The sequence below is a fragment of the Pseudoprimorskyibacter insulae genome, assembly GCF_900302505.1.
Taxonomy (GTDB): Bacteria; Pseudomonadota; Alphaproteobacteria; order Rhodobacterales; family Rhodobacteraceae; genus Pseudoprimorskyibacter; species Pseudoprimorskyibacter insulae.
Map to the genome: position 1 here is coordinate 23,775 of NZ_OMOJ01000011.1, position 20,233 is coordinate 44,007.

Here is a 20,233-nt window from a genome sequence, read left to right on the forward strand (position 1 = left end):
CATGCAATTTCAAAGGAGCGGACCAATGAGCCTTATGACCAACCCTCTCAATTTCACAGCGGCCTGTATCAAGGCCTCGGGTGAGCTTTATGTAGAAAACATGCGCACGCTGCGCGTGTTCACCGATGCCGCGGTTCAGTCGCAACTGGCGTTCTTCGGTCTGGCCCATCCGCTGCACTATCTGGGTGAGCCGCCGGTGGCCGCAGAGCCTGTTGCAGCGCCCGCGCCCAAGGCGGCGCCTGCCGCGAAAAAGCCGCCCGCGACGCGCAAACCGGCGGCCCGCAAAGCCGCGCCGAAACCGGCGGCCAAGCCTGCCGCGAAAGCCGCCCCAAAACCCGCACCGGCCAAACCGGCCCCCGCGCCGAAACCGGCGGCCAAGGTCGAGGCCGCTGCGCCCGCCGCCAAGCCTGCACCGCAGGCCGTCCCGAAAGCCGAGGCACCAGCACCTGCCGCCAAGCCCGCCGCCGCGCAAGCCGCGCCAGCCGTGGCAAAAGCAGCGCCCGCACCAGAGGTGAAGCCCGCACCTGCGCCAGCGACCAAACCCGCACCGGCCCCGGCAGCACAAGTTGCGCCCGCGCAAAAACCGGCAGCCCCTGCACCGGCCCCGAAACCTGTCGCCCCGGCTGTCAAAGCCGAAGCCCCGAAACCCGCTGAGGCAAAACCGCAAACTGCGACGCGTGCACCGTCCGCGCCGCCTGCGATGCCTGCCAGCAAACCCGTCCTTAAGGAGTGATACATGCCCGCCAAGATTGCCCGTGCTGATTATGCAGCAATGTTCGGCCCCACGACTGGCGATAAGCTGCGTTTGGCCGACACAGACCTGATTATCGAGGTTGAACGCGACCTGACCGCCAATGCGGTCGGCGCTGCCGCAGGTCAGAACGGCGCAATCTATGGCGAAGAGGTCAAGTTCGGCGGCGGTAAGGTGATCCGCGACGGGATGGGCCAATCGCAGGCCACGCGTGCGCAAGGGGCGGTGGATACCGTCATCACCAACGCGCTGATCGTTGACCATACCGGCATCTATAAGGCGGATGTGGGCCTGAAGAACGGGCGCATTGCCAAGATTGGCAAGGCGGGCAACCCCGACACCCAGCCCGGCGTGAACATCATCGTTGGGCCGGGCACTGAGGCCATCGCGGGTGAGGGCAAGATCCTGACGGCAGGCGGTTTCGACAGCCACATCCACTTTATCTGCCCGCAACAGATCGAAGACGCGCTGCATTCGGGCCTGACCACCATGCTTGGCGGCGGCACTGGCCCTGCGCATGGCACGCTGGCAACCACCGTCACCCCCGGCCCATGGCACCTTGCGCGGATGCTTCAGGCCGCCGATGCCTTCCCGATGAACCTGGCCTTTGCGGGCAAGGGCAATGCCTCGTTGCCTGCCGCGCTGGAGGAGCAGATCAAGGCCGGTGCCTGCGCGCTGAAACTGCACGAAGATTGGGGCACGACCCCCGCCGCGATTGACTGCTGCCTGACCGTGGCCGACGCGATGGACGTGCAGGTGATGATCCACACCGACACGTTGAACGAATCCGGGTTCGTGGAAAATACGGTTGCGGCCATGAAGGGCCGTACCATCCACGCCTTCCACACCGAAGGCGCGGGCGGCGGGCACGCCCCCGACATCATCAAGATCTGCGGCGAAGAGTTTGTTCTGCCCAGCTCGACCAACCCGACGCGCCCCTACACCGTGAACACGCTGGAAGAGCATCTGGATATGCTCATGGTCTGTCACCACTTGGATAAATCCATCCCCGAGGATGTGGCCTTTGCCGAAAGCCGCATTCGCCGCGAAACCATCGCCGCCGAAGATATCCTCCATGATATGGGCGCGTTCTCGATCATCGCGTCCGACAGTCAGGCCATGGGCCGCGTTGGCGAGGTGCTGATCCGCACGTGGCAAACCGCTGACAAGATGAAGAAACAGCGCGGGCGCTTGGCCGAGGAAACCGGCGACAACGACAATTACCGCGTGCGGCGCTACATCTCAAAATACACGATCAACCCCGCAATCGCCCATGGCATCGCGCATGAGATCGGCAGCATCGAAGAGGGCAAACGCGCCGATCTGGTGCTGTGGAACCCGGCGTTCTTTGGCGTAAAGCCCGAAATGGTGCTGATCGGCGGTATGATCGCCTGCGCGCAGATGGGCGATCCCAACGCCTCAATCCCGACGCCGCAGCCCGTCTATTCGCGCCCGATGTTCGGCGCCTATGGCCGCGCGGTCGAAAACTCGGCCGTGACTTTCGTGTCCGAGGCCGCCTTGGCCGAAGGTATTGGTGATAAGCTGGGCCTTGCCAAAACGGTGCTTGGCGTGCGCAACACGCGCGGGATTGGCAAGAAAGACCTGATCCACAACAGCGCCACCCCGCATGTCGAGGTGAACCCCGAAACCTACGAAGTCCGCGCCGACGGCGAATTGCTAACTTGCGAGCCCGCCAAAGAACTGCCCATGGCGCAGCGCTATTTCCTGTTCTGATCCATCCGCCAGACCAAAGAAGACCCTCATGCAAACAGCACATCACTACCACGGCCACGCCCATAAACCCGCGTCTGATCGGTTGATCCTGACCTACGAGGACCGGTTCTTGCGGCGCAAGGTGTTGGTTCTGGCTTCGGGCGGGACGTTGCTCGTGGATCTGGCCAAGACCACCTCGCTCGATCAGGGCGGGGTGCTGATCACAACTGAGGGCGACGAAATCGCGATTGAGGCCGCGCCGGAACCGCTTTTGTCGATCACCGGCGAGGATATGGCGCGGCTGGCATGGCATATCGGCAATCGTCATACCCCCTGCCAGATTGAGCGGAACCGCCTGCTGATCCAGCCCGATCATGTGATCGCTGATATGCTGGTGCGGCTTGGCGCGCGTGTCGAAGAAGTGGAAGAACCCTTTACGCCCGAAGGTGGGGCCTATGGCCATGGCCGCACCCATGGGCATGACCATTCGCACAGCCACGGCCCCGACGATCATCATCACCATGACCACTGACCCGCACCTGATCCTGCATCAGATCTTCTCGCCTGCCTTTCCGGTGGGGGCCTTTGCCTATTCGCACGGGCTAGAGGCCGCGGTGCAGGGCGGAATCATTGGCGATGCTACAGATTTGCAGGGCTGGCTTGAGGACATTCTAAACCACGGGTCCGGCTGGTCTGATGCTGTGTTGTTTGCCCATGCGGCGCGCGGCGATGACATTGGCCCGCTGAACGAATTGGCTTTGGCTATGGTGCCCTCGGCGGATCGGCGGCTGGAGACGGAAAAGCAAGGCGCGGCCTTTGCGACCTGCGCGCGGGATCTGTGGGGCGTCGATTTGCCGAATGCGGCTTATCCGGTGGCGGTGGGGCGGTTGGTGCATCTGCTGGGATTGCCGCAGCGCGATGCGCTGCGCCTGTATTTGCAGGCTTTTGCTGCCAATATCACCAGCGCGGGCGTCCGCCTGATCCCGCTTGGCCAGACCGATGGTCAACGCATCACCTTGGCGCTGGCCCCGCTTCACCAAACCATCGCTGATCGCGCGATTACGGCGGATTTGGACGACATCGGCGGCTTTGTTCCGATGGTCGACATCGCCTCGCAGCGCCACGCGGCCCTGTATTCGCGGATCTTCCGCACCTGACGACGAAGGAGAGACCCCATGCCATCCCCGAACGGACCTTTACGCGTGGGCCTTGGTGGCCCTGTGGGCGCGGGCAAGACCACGCTAACGGCAGCGCTGTGCCGGGCGCTGCGCGATAAGGTGTCGATGGCCGTTGTCACCAATGACATCTACACGCAGGAAGACGCCGAAGAACTGATGCGCCAGCAAGTTCTGCCGCTGGACCGGATCAAGGGGGTGGAAACGGGCGGCTGCCCGCATACCGCAATCCGCGAAGATGCCTCGATCAACCTTGCCGCTATTGCCGAGTTGAATGAGGCGCATCCCGATCTGGATCTGATCTTGATTGAATCGGGGGGCGATAACCTGTCGGCGACGTTCAGCCCCGAACTGGCCGATGTGACGATCTATGTGATCGACACCGCGGCAGGCGAAGAAATCCCGCGCAAGGGCGGGCCTGCCATCACCAAATCGGATATCCTTGTGATCAACAAGACGGATCTTGCCCCTTATGTCGGGGCCTCGCTTGAGGTGATGGAGCGGGACGCGACCCGGATGCGCGCCGGGCGGCCCTTTGTGTTTGCGTCCCTGCGCCACGGGAATGGCGTGGATGAGATCATCGCGCTGCTGTCGCAAATCGGCGGCTTGGCCGTGCCGGGCATCGCCGCCGAATAATCACAGTTTCCAAATGCGGCGGGCATTGCCGGAGTATAGCTTTGCCCGCTCGCCCTCAGAACAGCCAGCCATCAGGGCATGCGTGATCGCGACCCACTGATCGAGCGAGGATTGCAGCGTGCAAACCGGGCTGTCCGACCCCCAAACCACCCGATCCCAGCCAAAAGCCAGAATGACGTGTTCGACATAAGGGCGCAGGGTTTCGGCGCTCCAATCGTCGCCCGTGTAGGCCGTGATCCCCGATATCTTGGCGCTGACATTCGGGCGCTGCGCGATCTTGGTCACCGCGCTGGCCCAATCGTCAAAAGCACCGCCTGCGATGTCCGGCACGCCGCAATGGTCCAGAACGAACTGGGTGTTTGGGGCGCTGTCGACCAATTCCGTGGCAATCCCGATCTGCCGCGCCAGAACGCATAGATCAAAGGGCAGGTCCGCCGCGCCAAGCGCCCGGATGCTTTCGCGGAACTGCGGCGCTGTGGACAGCTCATCGGGGACAACATGCAGCACGCGCCGCACGCCGCGCACGGCCGCACGGTCCACGCCATCCAGCCATTCCGCAAATTCCGCGCTTTCGGGCCGGGCCGAGGAAATGGCCCCGACAATCAGGCTATCGGGTTGCCCCATCAGGTCGCGGACAAAGGCCGTTTCAGCGTCAATCTGATCGGGGGCGACGTCGACCTCCATGTGCAAGGCCGCATCAATACCGATGCGGCGGGCCGTCCGGGCGTAGTCTTTATAGGTCCAGTCCTGATCCAGCGCGAGAACGTCGGACAGCCACGGGTAAGACAGGCGCTTGCGGTCAATCAGATGCAGATGCGTGTCGATGAACATGGGGGCCTCCTGAAAAGTCTCCTCTGAGTGGTACTGGAGCTTGACTCGAGATTTAAGTCAAGTTTAGATATGAAACTACATTCCGAATATAAAATTCTAGAATGTGGGCGGCACGGGAGGCCGCATTTAACGGGAGGTCCAAATCATGAAATTTTTTGCAGGGGGCGCAGGATTGGCTGCGCTGGCACTGACCACGGCCACCGGCGCGCTTGCCGCAGGCGAATTCGAAGGTGTGACGCTGGATGCCAAGCTGATCGGCGGTCAGCAGTATGAGGCGCTCTATGGCCGCATCTCAGAATGGGAGGCAGAAACCGGCGGCAAGGTGAACGTCATCTCGTCGAAGAACCACTTTGAACTGGATAAAGAGTTCAAGTCGGACATCGCCGCAGGCACCACCAGCTGGTGCGTGGGGTCGAACCATTCGTCCTTTGCGTCGCAATATCCGACGCTTTACACTGATCTGACGCCCTATGTTCCGGCGGCCACCGTTGCCGAATACGTCGATGCAAACATCGCCGCCGCCACGCTGGAAGGCCGTCTGGTGATGCTGCCGCGTGCGCAGTTCGACGTATCGGCGCTCTATTATCAGAAGTCGCTTTATTCCGATCCGGCCAAGGCCGAGGCATTCAAGGCCGAATATGGCTATGACCTGGCCGTGCCGACCACATGGAAGGAAGTGTCGGATCAGGCCAAATTCTTTACCGATGCGCCCAACTTCTACGGCACGCAATACGCCGGTAAGGATGAGGCCATCGTTGGCCGTTACTATGAAATGGTCGTTGCCGAAGGTGGCGAGCTGTTCACCGCCGATTTCCACCCGGCATTCAATTCGGACGCTGGCAAGCGCGCGCTGGCATGGTTCGTGGATCTGTATGAGGCGGGCGCCGTTCCGCCGGGCACCACGAACTACCTTTGGGATGACCTTGGCAACGGCATGGCCTCGGGCACCATCGCGCTGAACCTTGATTGGCCGGGCTGGGCTGGCTTCTTCAACGATCCGTCGGCGTCGAAAGTCGCGGGCAATCTGGGCGTTGCGCCCGCGCCCAAAGGTTCGGCTGGCAATCGCACTGGCTGGTCCGGCTTCCACGGCTTCTCGGTCACCGAAGACTGCGCCGACAAAGAGGCCGCGGCCTCGCTCGTGGTGTTCCTGACCAATGAAGACAGCCAGAAGCTTGAAAGCGCGGCCGGTCCGCTGCCGACCCGCGATGCGGTTTGGGACTATGTGACCGAACAGGCCAAGGGCGATGCGTTCAAATCCGAAACGCTGGCGGCCTTCCAGGAAACCGCGAAAACGGCCTTTGCCGTGCCCGCGACCCCGTACTGGATCGAAGCGACCAACCTGATCTACCCTGAGCTTCAGGCGGCCATTCTTGGCGACAAAACCATCGACGAAGCCTTGGCCGATGCTGAGGAAGCAGTCGATGAGATGATGCAGGAAAACGGCGTCTACTAACCGGCTCCTCCGCGCGGGGTGGCCGCAACTATGGTCACCCCAAGCATTGATTTACCGAACGGACTTCTGATGACCCGATTGAAACTGCCGCCATGGCTGGTTTTGCTGCTGCCTGCGATCTTGATATTGATGGCGGTCGTGCTGATCCCGCTGCTTTTGTCGCTATATTCCAGCTTCACCAGTTACCGGCTGACCCGGCCTGACAGTATCACCAACTGGATCGGCACGTTTAACTACGAAAAAGCCGCCAAGGACGAGAATTTCTGGGCCGCCTTTGGCAGAACGGTTCTGTTCCTGACCATCGCGCTGAACCTTGAAATGCTGTTCGGTCTTGGGCTGGCCTTGATGGTGTCCAAAGTCACGAAAGGCCAGCGCCTGCTGCGCACCGTGATGATGTTCCCGATGATGTTTTCGCCCATTCTGGTGGGGTTTCAGTTCAAGTTCATCTTCAATGACAACGTCGGGCTGGTGAACAATGCCTTGCAATCGCTTGGCCTAAGTTCAACGGCTATTCCTTGGCTGGTCGATGGCAAGCTGGCACTGTTCTCAATCGCGTTCGCCGAGATTTGGATGTCCACCTCCGTGTTTGGTATTCTGATCCTTGCCGGGCTATATGCGATCCCGCAAGATCCGCTTGAGGCGGCCAAGGTTGATGGCTGCACCTCGTGGCAAAGCTTTCGCTTTGTGACGCTGCCGTTCCTGATGCCCTTCATCTACATCGCCATGGCCATCCGGTCGCTGGATGTGGCGCGGGCCTATGACATGGTTCAGATCATGACCAACGGCGGCCCGGCACGGCGCACCGAACTGCTTTGGACGCTTATCGGGCGAACGGGCTATGTCGATGCCAAGATGGGCTACGCCAATGCCATGGGCTATATTTCGATCTTTTTGGCGATTTTCTTCACCGTGTACTTCTTCAAGAAACTGACCTCGGCCCGTGCCGAGCTGGGCATGGGGGGCTGAGCCATGACAACGGATCGCACCCATCGCAACCGCAAACGTGCCTTGCGCATCGCCCATTTCATCGGGCTGTTTATCGCCATGTCCATCATCTGCATTCCGGGGCTTTGGATCGTGCTCAACTCGTTCCGCCCAACGGTTGAGATCATGGCAAAGCCGCCGGTCTGGATCCCGAATGAGCTGAACCTAGACCATTACCGCGCCATGTTCGGCGGGAATGGGCAGGGCGGCGTGCCGGTTCTGACCTATTTCCGCAACTCGATGGTCATCTCGGTCACGTCGACGATTATCGCGCTTTTGGTGGGGATGGGCGGGGGCTATGCCTTTGCGCGCTATCGCTTCAAGGGCAAGGCCGCGCTGTTCGTGGGGCTGATGGCGACGCGGGCCGTGCCGGGCGTGGCGCTGTCGCTGCCGCTGTTCATCCTGTTCGCCCGGATCGGCATCATCGACACGCATTTCGGCATGATCCTGGCTTATGTGGCGATGAACGTGCCCTTTACCGTCTGGCTGATTGACGGGTTCTTCCGTCAGGTTCCCCGCGAACTGGCCGAAGCCGCCGAGATTGACGGCTGCACCCGGTGGCAGGCCTTTTGGCGGGTTGAATTTCCCGTGGCGCGGGCAGGAATCGCCAGCGCAGGGATCTTTGCCTTCCTGACCTCGTGGAACGAATACGCGCTGGCCAGCCAGCTGACCCGCTCAGTCTATTCGAAAACCATGCCTGTTGGCTTGCTCGACTTCACTTCGGAATTCACCCTCAATTGGGGAGGTATGTGCGCATTGGCGGTGCTGATGATTATCCCGGCGCTGATCCTGACCTTCCTTGTACAGAAACACCTCATTGCCGGCCTGACCTTCGGCGGCGTGAAAGGATAACCCATGGCGCAAGTTCACCTTCGATCTGTGGTCAAGAAATACGGCGGCTTGCAGGTCGTCCATGCGATCAACCTTGATATTGCCGATGGCGAGTTCGTAGTGCTGGTTGGCCCCTCGGGCTGCGGCAAATCCACGACGCTGCGGATGATCGCCGGGCTTGAGGATATCTCGGGCGGCGAGGTTCTGATTGGCGACCGGGTCGTCAACGACTTGCCCCCGCGCGAACGCAATCTGGCGATGGTGTTCCAGAACTACGCGCTGTACCCGCATATGTCGGTGCGTGAGAACCTTGGCTTTTCGCTGAAAATCGCCAAGCGCAGCCAATCCGAGATTGACCGCGCCGTCGATGACGCCGCCGAGATCCTGTCGCTGACGCCGTTGCTTGACCGCAAACCCGGCCAACTATCGGGCGGCCAGCGTCAGCGCGTTGCCATGGGCCGCGCCATTGTGCGCCATCCCGATGTGTTCTTGTTCGACGAGCCGCTGTCGAACCTTGACGCCAAGCTGCGCACGCAGATGCGGGTCGAGATCAAAAAACTGCACCAGCGCCTGAAATCCACCATCGTTTATGTGACCCACGATCAGGTTGAGGCGATGACGCTGGCCGACCGGATCGTCATCATGCGCGACGGGCATATCGAACAGATCGGCACCCCGCTTGAGGTGTTCGAGCGGCCCAACACGACCTTTGTCGCCACCTTCATCGGCTCGCCCCCGATGAACATGCTGCCCGCGCGGGTTGGCGGCGGGCGCGTGGTTCTGACCGATGGCACCGCCTTTGACATCCCGCCCGGTCACAAGGTCGAAGAAGGCCAGGACGTCATCTTTGGCGCACGGGCCGACAATATCATGCCGGTGGGCCATTCGCTGCCCGCAACCGAACACGTGGCCGAGGTCAAAATGTCTGTGCAACTGACCGAACCGCTTGGCACCGAAACTCTGCTGTTCGCGCAATTGGCCGGGCAAGAGGTGCAGGCCAAAATGCTCAACCCCCGTCCGGTTGCCAGCGGCGAAGTGCTGACGTTCCAGATCAATCTGGACAAATGCCACTTGTTCGACGCCGAAACGGGCGCAAGCCTGAGGGTCTGACCATGCCAAAGATCGTCCGTGCCGAATGTTTCAAGATTGATCTGGTTCCCAAGGTTTTGCGGACCGATGCGATCCAGTCGTTCAAATGTCAGGAAACCATTTTTGTCCGGGTCTGGGATGCGGATGGCGGCACGGGGCTGGGCTATAGCTATACCATTGGCGATGGGGGATCCGCAGTTCTGGCGCTGCTGCGCGATAGCCTGCTGCCCGCGCTGATTGGCCATGAGGCGGACCGGATCGAGGCCATCTGGCGGCATCTGCTGTTCTTCTCCCATGCGACCGCCGTGGGGCCGATCATGTCGCTTGCACTGGCGGCGATTGATACCGCGCTTTGGGATCTGCGCGGCCATCGCACCGGGTTGCCGCTGCATGTGCTGGCGGGCGGGGCCAAGGACCGCGTGCCGATGTACACGACTGAGGGCGGCTGGCTGCATCTGGAACCGGCGGCTTTGGTCGAGGATGCGCAGGCGGCACAGGCGCAGGGCTTTCGCGGCTCTAAGGTCAAGATCGGCAAGCCGACGGTTGCAGGGGATGAGGCGCGGCTTGGTGCGGTGCGCGATGCCCTTGGCCCGGATTATGAAATCATGACCGACGCCAACCAATCCATGACCGCCGCCGAGGCGCTGCGCCGGGTGCCAATGCTTGAAGCGCTCAATATCGGCTGGTTCGAAGAGCCTTTGCCCGCCGACGACATTGCGGGCCACGCGCGTCTGCAATCGCAAAGCCGGGTGCCGGTGGCGGTGGGCGAAAGCCTGTATTCCCCCGGTCAGTTCGCCGATTACATCGCGGCGGGCGCCTGCGGGATCGTTCAGGCCGATGTGGCGCGGGTGGGGGGCATTACCCCGTGGCTGAAGATCGCGCATCTGGCCGAGGCGCATAACATGGCGATCTGCCCGCATTTCCTGATGGAACTGCACGTCAGCCTTGTCTGCGCGGTGCCGAACGCGCCTTGGCTGGAATACATCCCTCAGCTTGACGATATCGCCGCGCCAATGCTGCGCGACGGGGGCATGGCGATTGCGCCGGATGCGCCGGGGCTGGGCATCGACTGGGACCACGACCGCCTGACACGAATGCGCGATCATGTGGCCGAAATTACAGGAGAAGACGCATGAAACGCTATGGGTCCGTGATCGGGCTGGGGCCTGATGCCATCGCCGAATACAAGCGCCTGCATGCCGATGTCTGGCCGGGTGTTCTGAAAATGATCAGCGCCTGCCATATCCGCAATTACTCGATCTTCCTGAAAGAGCCGGAAAACCTGCTGTTTTCCTATTTCGAATATCACGGATCGGATTTTGAGGCCGACATGAAGCGCATGGCGGATGATCCCGAAACCCAGCGCTGGTGGGATGTGTGTATGCCCTTGCAGCGCCCATTGGACACGCGGGCCGAGGGCGAATGGTGGGCCAATATGGAGGAGGTCTTTCACCATGATTGACCTGTCCCAGTCCATCGCCATGCCAGATGTGCCGCGCCCCGTGGTGATCTTTGGCGCAGGCTCAATCGTCACCGACGCCCATCTGCCCGCCTATCGCGATCTGGGCGTGCCTATTGCGGGGATCTATGATCCCGACGCCGCCAAAGCCGCCAAGGTCGCGGCCGATTGGGGCACAAAGGTCATCGGTTCACTGGAGCAGGCGGCGGCGATGGACGCGATCTTTGATCTGGCCGTACCGCCCGTTGCCATTCCGGGCATCTTGCAGGCCCTGCCCGAAGGGGCTTTGGCGATCATCCAAAAGCCGCTTGGATCGGACCTAAGCGAAGCGAACGAGATCATTCGCATCTTGCGCGCACGGAACATCACCGCCGCCGTCAATTTCCAACTGCGCTTTGCGCCCATGGCGCTGGCGCTGAAAGACGCGATTGCCAAGGGCCTGCTGGGCGAAGTGGTGGATTTCGACGCGTGGCTTGCGCTCGATACCCCGTGGCATCTGTGGGAATTTCTGGCCGATCTGCCAAGGGTCGAGATCCTGTTGCACTCGATCCATTACCTCGATTTCGTGCGCGATCTGCTGGGCAATCCGGCGGGCATTCATGCCAAAACCATGGGCCATCCGTCCTCGACCGTGTCCAACACGCGCACGTCGATGATGCTGGATTACGGCCCGCAAACGCGCTGCGCCTTGTCGATCAACCACAACCACAGCTTTGGCCGCCAGTTCCAAGCCTGCGAGTTCCGCATCTGCGGCACCAAGGGCGCGGCCTATATGAAGCTGGGCGTCAATCTGGACTACCCCAAGGGCGAACCGGATGAACTTTGGCTGAACACCGGGGGCGGTTGGCAGCAGGTGCCGCTGCAAGGCAACTGGTTCATCGCCGCCTTCCATGGCCGTTTCGCGCAAGTGCAACGCTATGCTGCCGGGTTGGATGCCACGCTGCAAGGCTCTGCCGAAGATGCCTGGCACACGATGGCGCTGGTCGAAGCGGCATACCAATCCTCGGCCCAACCCATGCACCCCATTCAAGAGGCCCCAGATGCTTGAGCAGACAATCTATTACGAAGACTATGAAATCGGACAAAACCGCCAAACCATCGGGCGCACGATCACGGAAACGGATTTCGTGGTGCACGCGGGCCATTCCGGCGATTTCTTTCCGCACCATCTGGATGCCGAGTTCTGCAAAACGCTGCCTTTTGGCCAGCGGATTGCCCATGGCACCATGGTGTTCACCATCGGCGTTGGCCTGACCGCGACCATCATCAACCCGGTGGCCTTTTCCTACGGCTATGACCGCATGCGGTTCATCAAACCGGTATTTATTGGCGATACGATCACCTCGACCGTTGAAATCATCGGCAAAGAGGTCATGGAGAAACGCCCCGGCTATGGCCGCGTGACCGAACGCCTGACCGTGACCAAGCAAACCGGAGAAGCGGCGTTGGTGGCCGATCATATCTACATGGTGGAGATGAAGAAGTGACCGGGCCATTCCTGTTGCTGCATCCAAACGACAACGTCTTGGTCGCCCGCGCCTTGGCCCCCGAAGGGCTTGAGGTCGCGCTTGAGGGCGGCACCGTGCGCCTGTCGCGCCCGATCCCCATGGCCCATAAAATCGCCCGCCACGCGATCGACGAAGGCACGCGCATTTTGAAATACGGCATGCCGATCGGCATCGCGACCCAAGCGATTGCGGCGGGCGAACATGTCCATGTGCACAATATCCGTTCCGCCTATACCGCGACCCATGTGTTGCAGGACGCCGACGGAGTTTCAGCAGGGGTGTCGCAATGATCTCGGGCTATCTGCGGGCCGATGGCCGCAAGGGCATTCGCAACACCGTTGTCGTCGCCTATCTGGTGGAATGTGCGCATTTCGTCGCCTCGAAGATCGTTGCGGGGTTCGATGGCGAAGACGTACAGTTGATCGGCTTTCCCGGCTGCTTCCCCAACGAATACGCCGCACAGATGATGGAGCGGCTTTGCACCCACCCCAACGTGGGCGCGGTGCTGTTCGTCTCGCTTGGGTGCGAGAGTTTTGACAAAGTGCGCGTGTCGAACGTGGTTTCAGAGTCGGGCCGCCCGGTGAAAACCTTGGTGATCCAAAAGGCGGGCGGTACGGCAGGCACGGTGCAGGCTGGCCGGGACTGGGTCCGCGCCACCTTGGACCAGATCGCTAAGGCCCCCCGCGCCGCTATGGGCGTGGATGAGTTGATCATCGGCACGGTTTGCGGCGGCTCGGACGGTACCTCGGGCATTTCTGGCAACCCCGCAGCGGGCAAGGCCTTTGACCTGCTGGTCGGCGAAGGCGCGGCTTGTATCTTTGAAGAAACCGGCGAGCTGATCGGCTGCGAAGAGATCATGGCCGAGCGCGCCATCACCCCCGAACTGGGCCAAGCCCTGCGCGAAAGCGTGCAAAAAGCCGAACGCTATTATGCGACGCTGGGATATGGGTCTTTCGCGGCAGGCAATGCAGCGGGCGGGCTTTCGACGATCGAGGAAAAATCGCTCGGGGCCTATGTGAAGTCGGGCGACAGCCCCATTTCCGGGCTGATCAAGCCGGGCGATGTGCCCCCGCGCGGCGGGCTTTACCTGATGGATGTGGTGCCGGATGGAGAAGTGCGCTTTGGTTTCCCCAACATCTCGGACAATGCGGAAATCGTCGAAATGATCGCCTCGGGCGCGCATCTGACGCTGTTTGTCACCGGGCGCGGCTCGGTCGTGGGATCGGCCATATCGCCAGTCATCAAGATCTGCGCCAACCCCGACACCTATCGCGCGCTAGAGGGCGACATGGACGTCAACGCCGGAGACATCATCGAAGGCAAGCGCAGCATCGAAGCCGTCGGCCAAGAGATCCGCGATCTGGTCGTCGCCGTGGCCAGCGGCGCGCAAACCAAGTCCGAGGCATTGGGCCACCGCGAATTCATCCTGACCTACAAATCATTCGAACCGATCGGGCCTGCCTGCCTGCCCGCATCGGCCTAAGGAGACATCCATGAAACGATTGGACAATAAGCTCTGCGTCATAACGGCGGCAGGGCAGGGGATCGGTTTGGCCACGGCCAAGCGTTTGGCCAGCGAAGGCGCCCGCGTCATCGCCACCGATATCAACGATGCTGCCTTGGCGGACTTGGCTCAGGTAGACGGCGTCGAGGCGCGCAAGCTGAACGTGCTTGACGCCGTCGCGATCTCCGCACTGGCCGCCGATCTTGGCCCGATTGACGTGCTGTTCAACTGCGCCGGGATTGTTCACGCAGGCACGATCCTTGAAGCCTCGGAAGACGAATGGGATTTCGCCTTTGACCTGAACGCCAAGGCGCAATTCCGCATGATCCGCGCCTTCCTGCCGGGAATGATCGCAAAGGGCGGCGGCTCGATCATCAATATGTCCTCAGTCGCGGGGCCCGTGACCGGGCCGGTGAACCGGCTGATCTATTCCGCGTCCAAGGCCGCCGTGGCGGGCCTGACCCGCGCTGTGGCGGCTGACTATGTGACCCAAGGCATCCGCTGTAACGCGATCTGCCCCGGCACAGTCGACAGCCCCAGCCTGCACGACCGCCTTCGCGCCACGGGGGATTATGAGGCCGCCAAACAGGCCTTCATCGCCCGCCAACCCATGGGCCGGATCGGAAGGCCTGAGGAAATCGCCGCGCTGGTGGCCTATCTGGCCGCTGACGAATCCGGCTTCACCACGGGCCAAGAACACATCATCGACGGTGGCTGGACCACATAAGGAGAGACCATGAAACTTGCACGCTATGGCGCCCCCGGCGCCGAGAAACCCGCTTTGGTCGATGCGCAGGGCCACCTGCGCGATCTGTCGGCCTATGTGCCCGATATCGCGGGCGAGGTTCTGACAGACCTGTCCGCACTGGCATCGCTTGACCCCGAAACGCTGCCCTTGATCGACGGCAACCCGCGCCTTGGCCCCTGCGTTGGCCAGACGGGCAAATTCATCTGTATCGGCCTGAACTACGCCGATCACGCCGCTGAAAGCGGGCTGGACGTGCCGCCCGAACCGGTGATCTTTGCCAAATACACCAGCGCGATCTGCGGGCCGAACGATCCGATCATCATCCCGCGCGGGTCCGAGAAAACCGACTGGGAGGTCGAGCTGGGCTTTGTCATCGGTAAGAAGGCCAAATACGTCGCCGAAGTCGACGCCATGGCCCATGTCGCAGGGTTCTGCCTGATCAACGACGTGTCCGAACGCGCCTATCAGATCGAACGGTCTGGCCAGTGGTCGAAGGGCAAAAGCTCTGACAACTTCGGCCCCACCGGCCCCTGGCTTGTGACCCCGGATGAGGTTGGTGATTTCGACGATCTGCACATGTGGCTGGATGTGAACGGCGAACGTGTCCAAGACGGCTCGACCGCCACGATGGTTTACAAAGTGCCGTTCCTGCTGAGCTACCTGTCGCAGTTCTTCACACTGCATCCCGGCGACATCATCTCAACTGGTACGCCTCCGGGTGTGGGTCTGGGCTTCAAACCGCCGCGCTACCTGAAAGCCGGTGACGTGGTCGATTTGGGAATCGAAGGGTTGGGCACCCAACGCCAAACCTGCGTGAACGACGTTTAACGGGTAAAAGAGGGGCTCTGCCCCGCCGCCGCTGCGCGGCGACTCCCCGGGAATATTTGAAGTCAGAAAATGCAGGGGCGCTTTTCCCGTATTTTCTGACCATAAATATTCCCGGGTGAATTGGGCCCGAAGGGACCAAGAGGGCAGCGCCCTCAATCAACGGCGGGGAGTCAGAGCCACCCTGATTTCAGAAGCGCATTGGCGTCGCCTAAGGCAGGCGCGGCGCGGGTGGATTTGGGCCGCTGCCCGTCGATGCGAAGGGGCAGACGGGTGGTGTGCATTTCAAGCCCGTCGCGGGCGATGGTCTGGGTCATGTCCAAGGTCGTGAGCACGCCGCTTGCCATTAATTCCTGCCAGTCCATCACAGGCGCCGCCCAGATGTCTGCTTTGGTGAAGGCTTCGATCCAATGGGCGGTATCAGCGGTGGCCAGCCGTTCAGCGAGGGCGGCTTTGATCTGGTCGCGTCTGGTGAACCCGTCCAACTGGGCAATCTCACTGGGCAGGCCGGTGAGTTGGGCCAAAAGTGTCAACTTGCCCATAGCGATGGCCACATGGCCGTCACGGGTGGCGTAGACGCCGTAGGGGGCCGCCAGATAGGCATGGGCCGGGTTTTGCGCGGACCGTTTCGGCGTGCGGTGGCCATCGTTGAACCATGTCGTCAGCATTTCGAACTGAAGGTCCGCCAGCACCTCGATTAGCGAGGTTTCGGTGTGACCTCCTTGCCCGGTGATGCCGCGCCGAACCAATAGGGCCAGAACGCCATGGGTCAGCGCGGCCCCGGCCAGAATATCGGCGATGGGCATGCCAACGGCGACCGGGCCATCCTCGGCCCCGCCGGACAGCCACATGACGCCTGCGCGGGCTTGTGCCAGCAGGTCTTGACCTGGCAGGTCGACCCATGGTCCTTCGGAACCATAGCCGGTGACCGAGCCATAAACGAGGCGCGGGTTCAGCGCCTTGACGTCCTCGTAGCCAAAGCCCAAACGCTCAATCACGCCGGGGCGGAAGTTTTGCAGCATCACATCCGCACCCTTGATCAACTCGGTCACGGCGGCCTTGTCGTCATCCAATTTCAGATCGATCGCGATGGACCGCTTGTTGCGGTTGATGGCGTGGAAGATCGTGCTTTCGCCGCCGATCTTGGTGTCGGTCAGATAAAGATAGCGGGACAGATCGCCCACGCCTGCGCGTTCCACCTTCACCACATCGGCCCCCAGATCGGCCAGTTTCAGCGCGCAATACGGGCCGGCAAGGAATTGGCTGAAGTCCAGCACACGCAGGCCGGACAGGGGCAGGTCAGTCATTTGGGAAGCTTTCGTTGAAACGGTCGTTTAGCGCGGCAAGGGCGGTTTGGTGGCTGGTGCGGCCGGACAGGGCATCCGTCAGGATATCCGCGCCGTCGTGCTGGAACCCCATGTAGCCATCGTGGCGCGGGCGCAGCCAAGCGGCTTCGTGCGTCATGCGGGTTTGGGCGTAGGTGTTGCCGGTAGGACGGTTGACGGTGTCGTTGCCCCAAGCCACCGCATTGCCGGGCTGGCCGTTGTTCTGGGCATAAAGGCCGGACTGCACCTTGGCGCTGGCCAGCCAGATGGCGAAGGCGGTGGCGGTTTCGGGGTGTTTGGTCTGTGCTGACACCGCGATGCCCGTACCCCCAAGGGCGGACCCAAGCGGGCCGTTGGGGCCAAGGGCCGGAATGTCGTGATAGCCGATGCGGTGGCTGCGGTAGCCGGTGCGCCCGTATGGGGCATAGAGGTAGATGTAGGGGGCCAGTTCCAGCGTGGCACTATCGGCCAGCGCATCCAGCGCGGCGATCGGGTCCATGCCGGTGCAGGCCGGATCAACGAGATCGTGCAAGGCCTGCATCGCCTCTAGCACCATAATTCCCGCCGCGCCGGGCAGCAAGGGGCCAGGGGTCACGGCGCAGGGCGATCCGATATTGGCGCTGAGGGTGAAAAAGCTCATGAGGTTATGAGGCGGGCGCAGGGGCCAGATCACCGTGCCGTTTCGCGCCGCTGTCAGCACCTGATCGAAGGTTTGCGCAGGGGCGCTGCGTTTGTCCGGGCGGATGGCCTGCACCTGTGCTGCGGCGTCGATGGGCAGTGCCCATTGCTGGCCGCCCAAGGTGTAGCTGGCATAACTTTTGCCGACGGTTTCCCCGGCCAACCGGGTCAGATCCCACGGTTTGGCGTGCAGGTCCAACGGCAACAGGCACCCGGCGGCCTGGGCGGCGCCCACATGCGGATGATCGATGATCATCAGGTCATATTGCGCCGCCAATTCCGGCACAGGGGTCGATTCAAACCCCTGAAGCGACCGCTTGTCCCATGTGATCTCGACCCCCGGCGACAGCGCGGCAAAGGCCTGCGCCGCTGCGACCACCGGGTCGTATCCTCGGGGGTCAGACCATGTCATGCCCCGCAAGATGATGTGTTCCATCATCGACTCCTCCACTCTGACTTCAGGTTATCGGCGATGGTTCATAAATGAAAGAAGATTTTATATCTTAAAGTGTCGCGGATCTTTGGGAGATTGCAAATCCTTGGAGGCTCTGGCTAAAGTCCCAAGAAAAGGAAGAAACGCATGTCCGACACCGAAGATGACGACAAGTACCGCGCCCCAGCTTTGTCCAAAGGGTTGGACATACTGGAATTGCTGGCGTCTGAACCGGACGGGTTAAGCCAAGCCGAAATCGCCAAGACTTTGGGCCGTACCACGTCTGAGATTTTTCGGATGTTGATGGTGCTGCGCAAGCGCGGCTATGTCCGGCTTGAGGACAGCGACCGCTATTCCCTGACGACGATGCTGTTTGAGATGGCGCATCGGCACCCGCCGATCCGGCGCCTGACATCCATCAGCGGCAAGGCCATGCAGGCCTTGGCGGACCGGATCAACCAATCGATGCACATGGGGATTTTGCATTCGGGGCGGTTCTTGGTGATCGCGCAGGTGGATTGCCCGGATAACAACGTGACCTCGGTCCGGCTTGGGGCCAACATTCCGATCTTTGACACCGCATCAGGGCGGGTCTTGGCCGCGTGGATGGACGAGGCTCAGCTTGATGCGCTTATCGCCTCAGCAGATGCGACGGATGAGGCGACGCGGCAGGCCTTCCGCGCTGATTTGGCCGAAGTGCGGGCCAAGGGCTATTGCGAGAACGACTCGCTGACCATTGCCGGGGTGCGCAATATCTCGGCCCCGATCTTTGATTTTTCCGGCAAGGTGGTGGCGGCGGTGACGATCCCGTTCATTCGGCGTTTGTCAGGTACCTCCATCGCCCCGGTCGAGGATTGCCGGGACGAGCTATTGGCGATGTGCCGCGATATTTCGCGCCGTTTGGGCGCGGGGGCCTATTTGGACGCGTAGGTGACGTAGGCGAACTTGCGGCTGCACGGCGACCAGGACGGCACGTTGATCGTGCCTTGCCCGCCGAAGAATTCCGTCAGGATCACCGGCGTGCCGCCGTCGGCGGGCATCAGGCGCAGCGACACGTTGCGCCCGAAGGGGTGGCCTTCGGTGCCTTCGGGATAGGCCAGATAGACCACAAGCGCCCCATCCGGTGACGGGTGGGGGAACCAATTGACCATGGCGTCATCGGTCATCCGTTCCAGCCCGGTGCCGTCGGGGTGAATGCGCCACAGGTCAACCGCGCCGTCTTTTTCGCCGTTGAACCAGATCCATTTGCCATCGGGCGTATAGTCGGACCCGTCGCAATGATCGAAACCCTCGGTGATCTGCTGTTCGTCGCCGCCCGTCGCCGGAATGGTGTAAATCTGCGCGGTGTCCCCGGTTGAGGCGCGGAACGCAGGGTAGGTGATCGTTTGCCCATCCGGCGACCAGCCGTGAAAATAGGACGGGCCGTTGGGCGTGACGCGCTGCGGGCGGCCCCCGCCGATGGGCATTGTGTAGATGATGCTTTTGCCGTCCTCGGTTTTGTCCGAGATCGCCAAGGTCTTGCCATCGGGCGAAATGCCATGGTCGTTGTTCAGCCCGGTCGCAAAGCCGGTATCGACCGGGGTCAGCGTCGGCGCGTCCAGCGGCACGCGGTACAGCAGACCATCGGCATTCACGATCAGTGCGGTTCCGTCCAAGGTCCAGTTCGGGGCCTCGATGTGGTCGTCGGTTTTCAGCACCGTCTGAACAGCGCCGCTGTCCAGATCGTAGATGCAAAGTTGCGCAAAGCTCATAGGGTCAGATGGCGGGCGCGGGCGCCACGTTCGATGGCCGCGGCGTGCAGGCGGTCGATGTTCAACTCATACCGGATTTCTTCCAGTAGGCGCAGTTCTGAATCGTTCAGGTTGCCATCGGCGGCGGCAACGTCGCAGCTTAGGGCATAGGCCGTTTCATTGAGCTTATCCGGCAGGTTGTCGCGCAGTAGGCCGAACAGGGCATCCAGCCCGTCTTCTTGTTCAAATAGGTCAAACACAAGCTGAGACATGACGTTCAGCCGGTCCAGATCATAGTCGCCAAAGATTGGCAGGTTGTTCACCTGACTTTGGATCTTAATCAGCTCTGCCGTGCGCATGTCTTCGTCGGATGCAGAGACGGCAATCATGAGTGCAACAAGGCAATCTTGCGGGGTCAGCGGGTGAGATACGTCTTGTGTCACTGGAATGTCCTTTAATCAGGCGTGTTGCGGTGCAGAATATTGACCTGATAGCCGCCTAGCAATAGGAGTCCCCGGCAATCTGCGCACATCGGGTGCGCCACCCTTCAGGAGATCCAA

At 61.4% G+C, this 20,233-nt stretch carries 23 protein-coding genes; 18 read left to right on the forward strand and 5 right to left on the reverse strand.

Features of this window, described 5'->3' with window-relative positions; all coding sequences use genetic code 11:
• Positions 1-25 precede the first annotated feature (25 nt).
• From PRI8871_RS16825 to ureG, 5 genes are read left to right on the forward strand one after another with little or no spacing between them, the layout of a single operon-like run.
• Positions 26-733, forward strand: a complete 708-nt coding sequence (locus PRI8871_RS16825) for a hypothetical protein (RefSeq protein ID WP_108887360.1) — start codon at positions 26-28, stop codon at positions 731-733.
• 3 nt (positions 734-736) lie between these two features.
• Complete coding sequence (gene ureC / locus PRI8871_RS16830; protein WP_108887361.1) at positions 737-2,485, forward strand: urease subunit alpha; 1,749 nt, start codon at positions 737-739, stop codon at positions 2,483-2,485.
• Positions 2,486-2,513: 28 nt separating this feature from the next.
• A complete protein-coding gene (locus PRI8871_RS16835) occupies positions 2,514-2,996 on the forward strand; it encodes an urease accessory protein UreE (RefSeq protein WP_108887362.1) in 483 nt (160 codons plus the stop codon).
• On the forward strand, positions 2,944-3,621 hold the full coding sequence (locus PRI8871_RS16840; protein ID WP_370742154.1) for an urease accessory protein UreF: 678 nt from the start codon (positions 2,944-2,946) through the stop codon (positions 3,619-3,621). The genes PRI8871_RS16835 and PRI8871_RS16840 overlap by 53 nt, the downstream gene beginning before the upstream one ends.
• Before the next feature lie 18 nt (positions 3,622-3,639).
• The gene (gene ureG, locus PRI8871_RS16845) at positions 3,640-4,275 is read left to right on the forward strand and encodes an urease accessory protein UreG (protein WP_108887363.1); all 636 of its coding nucleotides are present in this window, start codon (positions 3,640-3,642) and stop codon (positions 4,273-4,275) included.
• On the opposite strand, the gene PRI8871_RS16850 is transcribed toward ureG, so the two are convergent.
• The gene (locus tag PRI8871_RS16850) at positions 4,276-5,106 is read right to left on the reverse strand and encodes an amidohydrolase family protein (RefSeq protein ID WP_108887364.1); all 831 of its coding nucleotides are present in this window, start codon (positions 5,104-5,106) and stop codon (positions 4,276-4,278) included.
• Positions 5,107-5,251: 145 nt separating this feature from the next.
• Between PRI8871_RS16850 and PRI8871_RS16855 the strand changes: the two genes are divergently transcribed.
• The 12 genes from PRI8871_RS16855 to PRI8871_RS16910 all read left to right on the forward strand — a co-directional run bounded on the left by PRI8871_RS16855 (position 5,252) and on the right by PRI8871_RS16910 (position 15,510).
• Positions 5,252-6,559, forward strand: coding sequence for a type 2 periplasmic-binding domain-containing protein (locus tag PRI8871_RS16855; protein WP_108887365.1), 1,308 nt, complete (start codon positions 5,252-5,254; stop codon positions 6,557-6,559).
• A gap of 69 nt (positions 6,560-6,628) precedes the next feature.
• Positions 6,629-7,525 carry a carbohydrate ABC transporter permease gene (locus tag PRI8871_RS16860; protein WP_108887366.1) on the forward strand — a complete coding sequence of 299 codons (897 nt, stop codon included), beginning with the start codon at positions 6,629-6,631 and terminating at the stop codon, positions 7,523-7,525.
• Between the two features lie 3 nt (positions 7,526-7,528).
• Positions 7,529-8,395 carry a carbohydrate ABC transporter permease gene (locus tag PRI8871_RS16865; protein ID WP_108887367.1) on the forward strand — a complete coding sequence of 289 codons (867 nt, stop codon included), beginning with the start codon at positions 7,529-7,531 and terminating at the stop codon, positions 8,393-8,395.
• Positions 8,396-8,398: 3 nt separating this feature from the next.
• Entirely contained in the window at positions 8,399-9,484 is a 1,086-nt protein-coding gene (locus tag PRI8871_RS16870) for an ABC transporter ATP-binding protein (protein ID WP_108887368.1), read from the forward strand.
• Between the two features lie 2 nt (positions 9,485-9,486).
• The gene (locus PRI8871_RS16875) at positions 9,487-10,599 is read left to right on the forward strand and encodes a mandelate racemase/muconate lactonizing enzyme family protein (protein ID WP_108887369.1); all 1,113 of its coding nucleotides are present in this window, start codon (positions 9,487-9,489) and stop codon (positions 10,597-10,599) included.
• Positions 10,596-10,925, forward strand: coding sequence for an L-rhamnose mutarotase (locus PRI8871_RS16880; RefSeq protein ID WP_108887370.1), 330 nt, complete (start codon positions 10,596-10,598; stop codon positions 10,923-10,925). Before PRI8871_RS16875 ends, PRI8871_RS16880 begins: the two co-directional genes overlap by 4 nt.
• On the forward strand, positions 10,918-11,970 hold the full coding sequence (locus tag PRI8871_RS16885) for a Gfo/Idh/MocA family protein (protein WP_108887371.1): 1,053 nt from the start codon (positions 10,918-10,920) through the stop codon (positions 11,968-11,970). The genes PRI8871_RS16880 and PRI8871_RS16885 overlap by 8 nt, the downstream gene beginning before the upstream one ends.
• Positions 11,963-12,409, forward strand: coding sequence for a MaoC family dehydratase (locus tag PRI8871_RS16890; RefSeq protein WP_108887372.1), 447 nt, complete (start codon positions 11,963-11,965; stop codon positions 12,407-12,409). Before PRI8871_RS16885 ends, PRI8871_RS16890 begins: the two co-directional genes overlap by 8 nt.
• Positions 12,406-12,720, forward strand: a complete 315-nt coding sequence (locus tag PRI8871_RS16895) for a UxaA family hydrolase (protein WP_108887373.1) — start codon at positions 12,406-12,408, stop codon at positions 12,718-12,720. Before PRI8871_RS16890 ends, PRI8871_RS16895 begins: the two co-directional genes overlap by 4 nt.
• Complete coding sequence (locus tag PRI8871_RS16900; RefSeq protein ID WP_108887374.1) at positions 12,717-13,913, forward strand: UxaA family hydrolase; 1,197 nt, start codon at positions 12,717-12,719, stop codon at positions 13,911-13,913. Before PRI8871_RS16895 ends, PRI8871_RS16900 begins: the two co-directional genes overlap by 4 nt.
• 10 nt (positions 13,914-13,923) lie before the next feature.
• Positions 13,924-14,661 carry an SDR family oxidoreductase gene (locus tag PRI8871_RS16905; RefSeq protein ID WP_108887375.1) on the forward strand — a complete coding sequence of 246 codons (738 nt, stop codon included), beginning with the start codon at positions 13,924-13,926 and terminating at the stop codon, positions 14,659-14,661.
• 9 nt (positions 14,662-14,670) lie between these two features.
• On the forward strand, positions 14,671-15,510 hold the full coding sequence (locus tag PRI8871_RS16910) for a fumarylacetoacetate hydrolase family protein (protein ID WP_108887376.1): 840 nt from the start codon (positions 14,671-14,673) through the stop codon (positions 15,508-15,510).
• A gap of 170 nt (positions 15,511-15,680) precedes the next feature.
• On the opposite strand, the gene PRI8871_RS16915 is transcribed toward PRI8871_RS16910, so the two are convergent.
• Positions 15,681-16,814: a CaiB/BaiF CoA transferase family protein gene (locus PRI8871_RS16915; RefSeq protein ID WP_108887377.1), complete on the reverse strand. Its 1,134-nt coding sequence runs from the start codon at positions 16,812-16,814 to the stop codon at positions 15,681-15,683.
• Positions 16,807-17,949 carry an extracellular solute-binding protein gene (locus tag PRI8871_RS16920; RefSeq protein WP_219929043.1) on the reverse strand — a complete coding sequence of 381 codons (1,143 nt, stop codon included), beginning with the start codon at positions 17,947-17,949 and terminating at the stop codon, positions 16,807-16,809. The genes PRI8871_RS16915 and PRI8871_RS16920 overlap by 8 nt, the downstream gene beginning before the upstream one ends.
• Positions 17,950-18,090: 141 nt before the next feature.
• Between PRI8871_RS16920 and PRI8871_RS16925 the strand changes: the two genes are divergently transcribed.
• Entirely contained in the window at positions 18,091-18,873 is a 783-nt protein-coding gene (locus PRI8871_RS16925) for an IclR family transcriptional regulator (RefSeq protein WP_108887379.1), read from the forward strand.
• Here PRI8871_RS16925 and PRI8871_RS16930 read toward each other — a convergent pair.
• Positions 18,858-19,694 carry a TolB family protein gene (locus PRI8871_RS16930; RefSeq protein WP_108887380.1) on the reverse strand — a complete coding sequence of 279 codons (837 nt, stop codon included), beginning with the start codon at positions 19,692-19,694 and terminating at the stop codon, positions 18,858-18,860. The two genes, PRI8871_RS16925 and PRI8871_RS16930, sit on opposite strands and share 16 nt — an antisense overlap.
• The gene (locus PRI8871_RS16935) at positions 19,691-20,062 is read right to left on the reverse strand and encodes a tellurite resistance TerB family protein (RefSeq protein WP_370742159.1); all 372 of its coding nucleotides are present in this window, start codon (positions 20,060-20,062) and stop codon (positions 19,691-19,693) included. Before PRI8871_RS16935 ends, PRI8871_RS16930 begins: the two co-directional genes overlap by 4 nt.
• Positions 20,063-20,233: the final 171 nt, after the last annotated feature.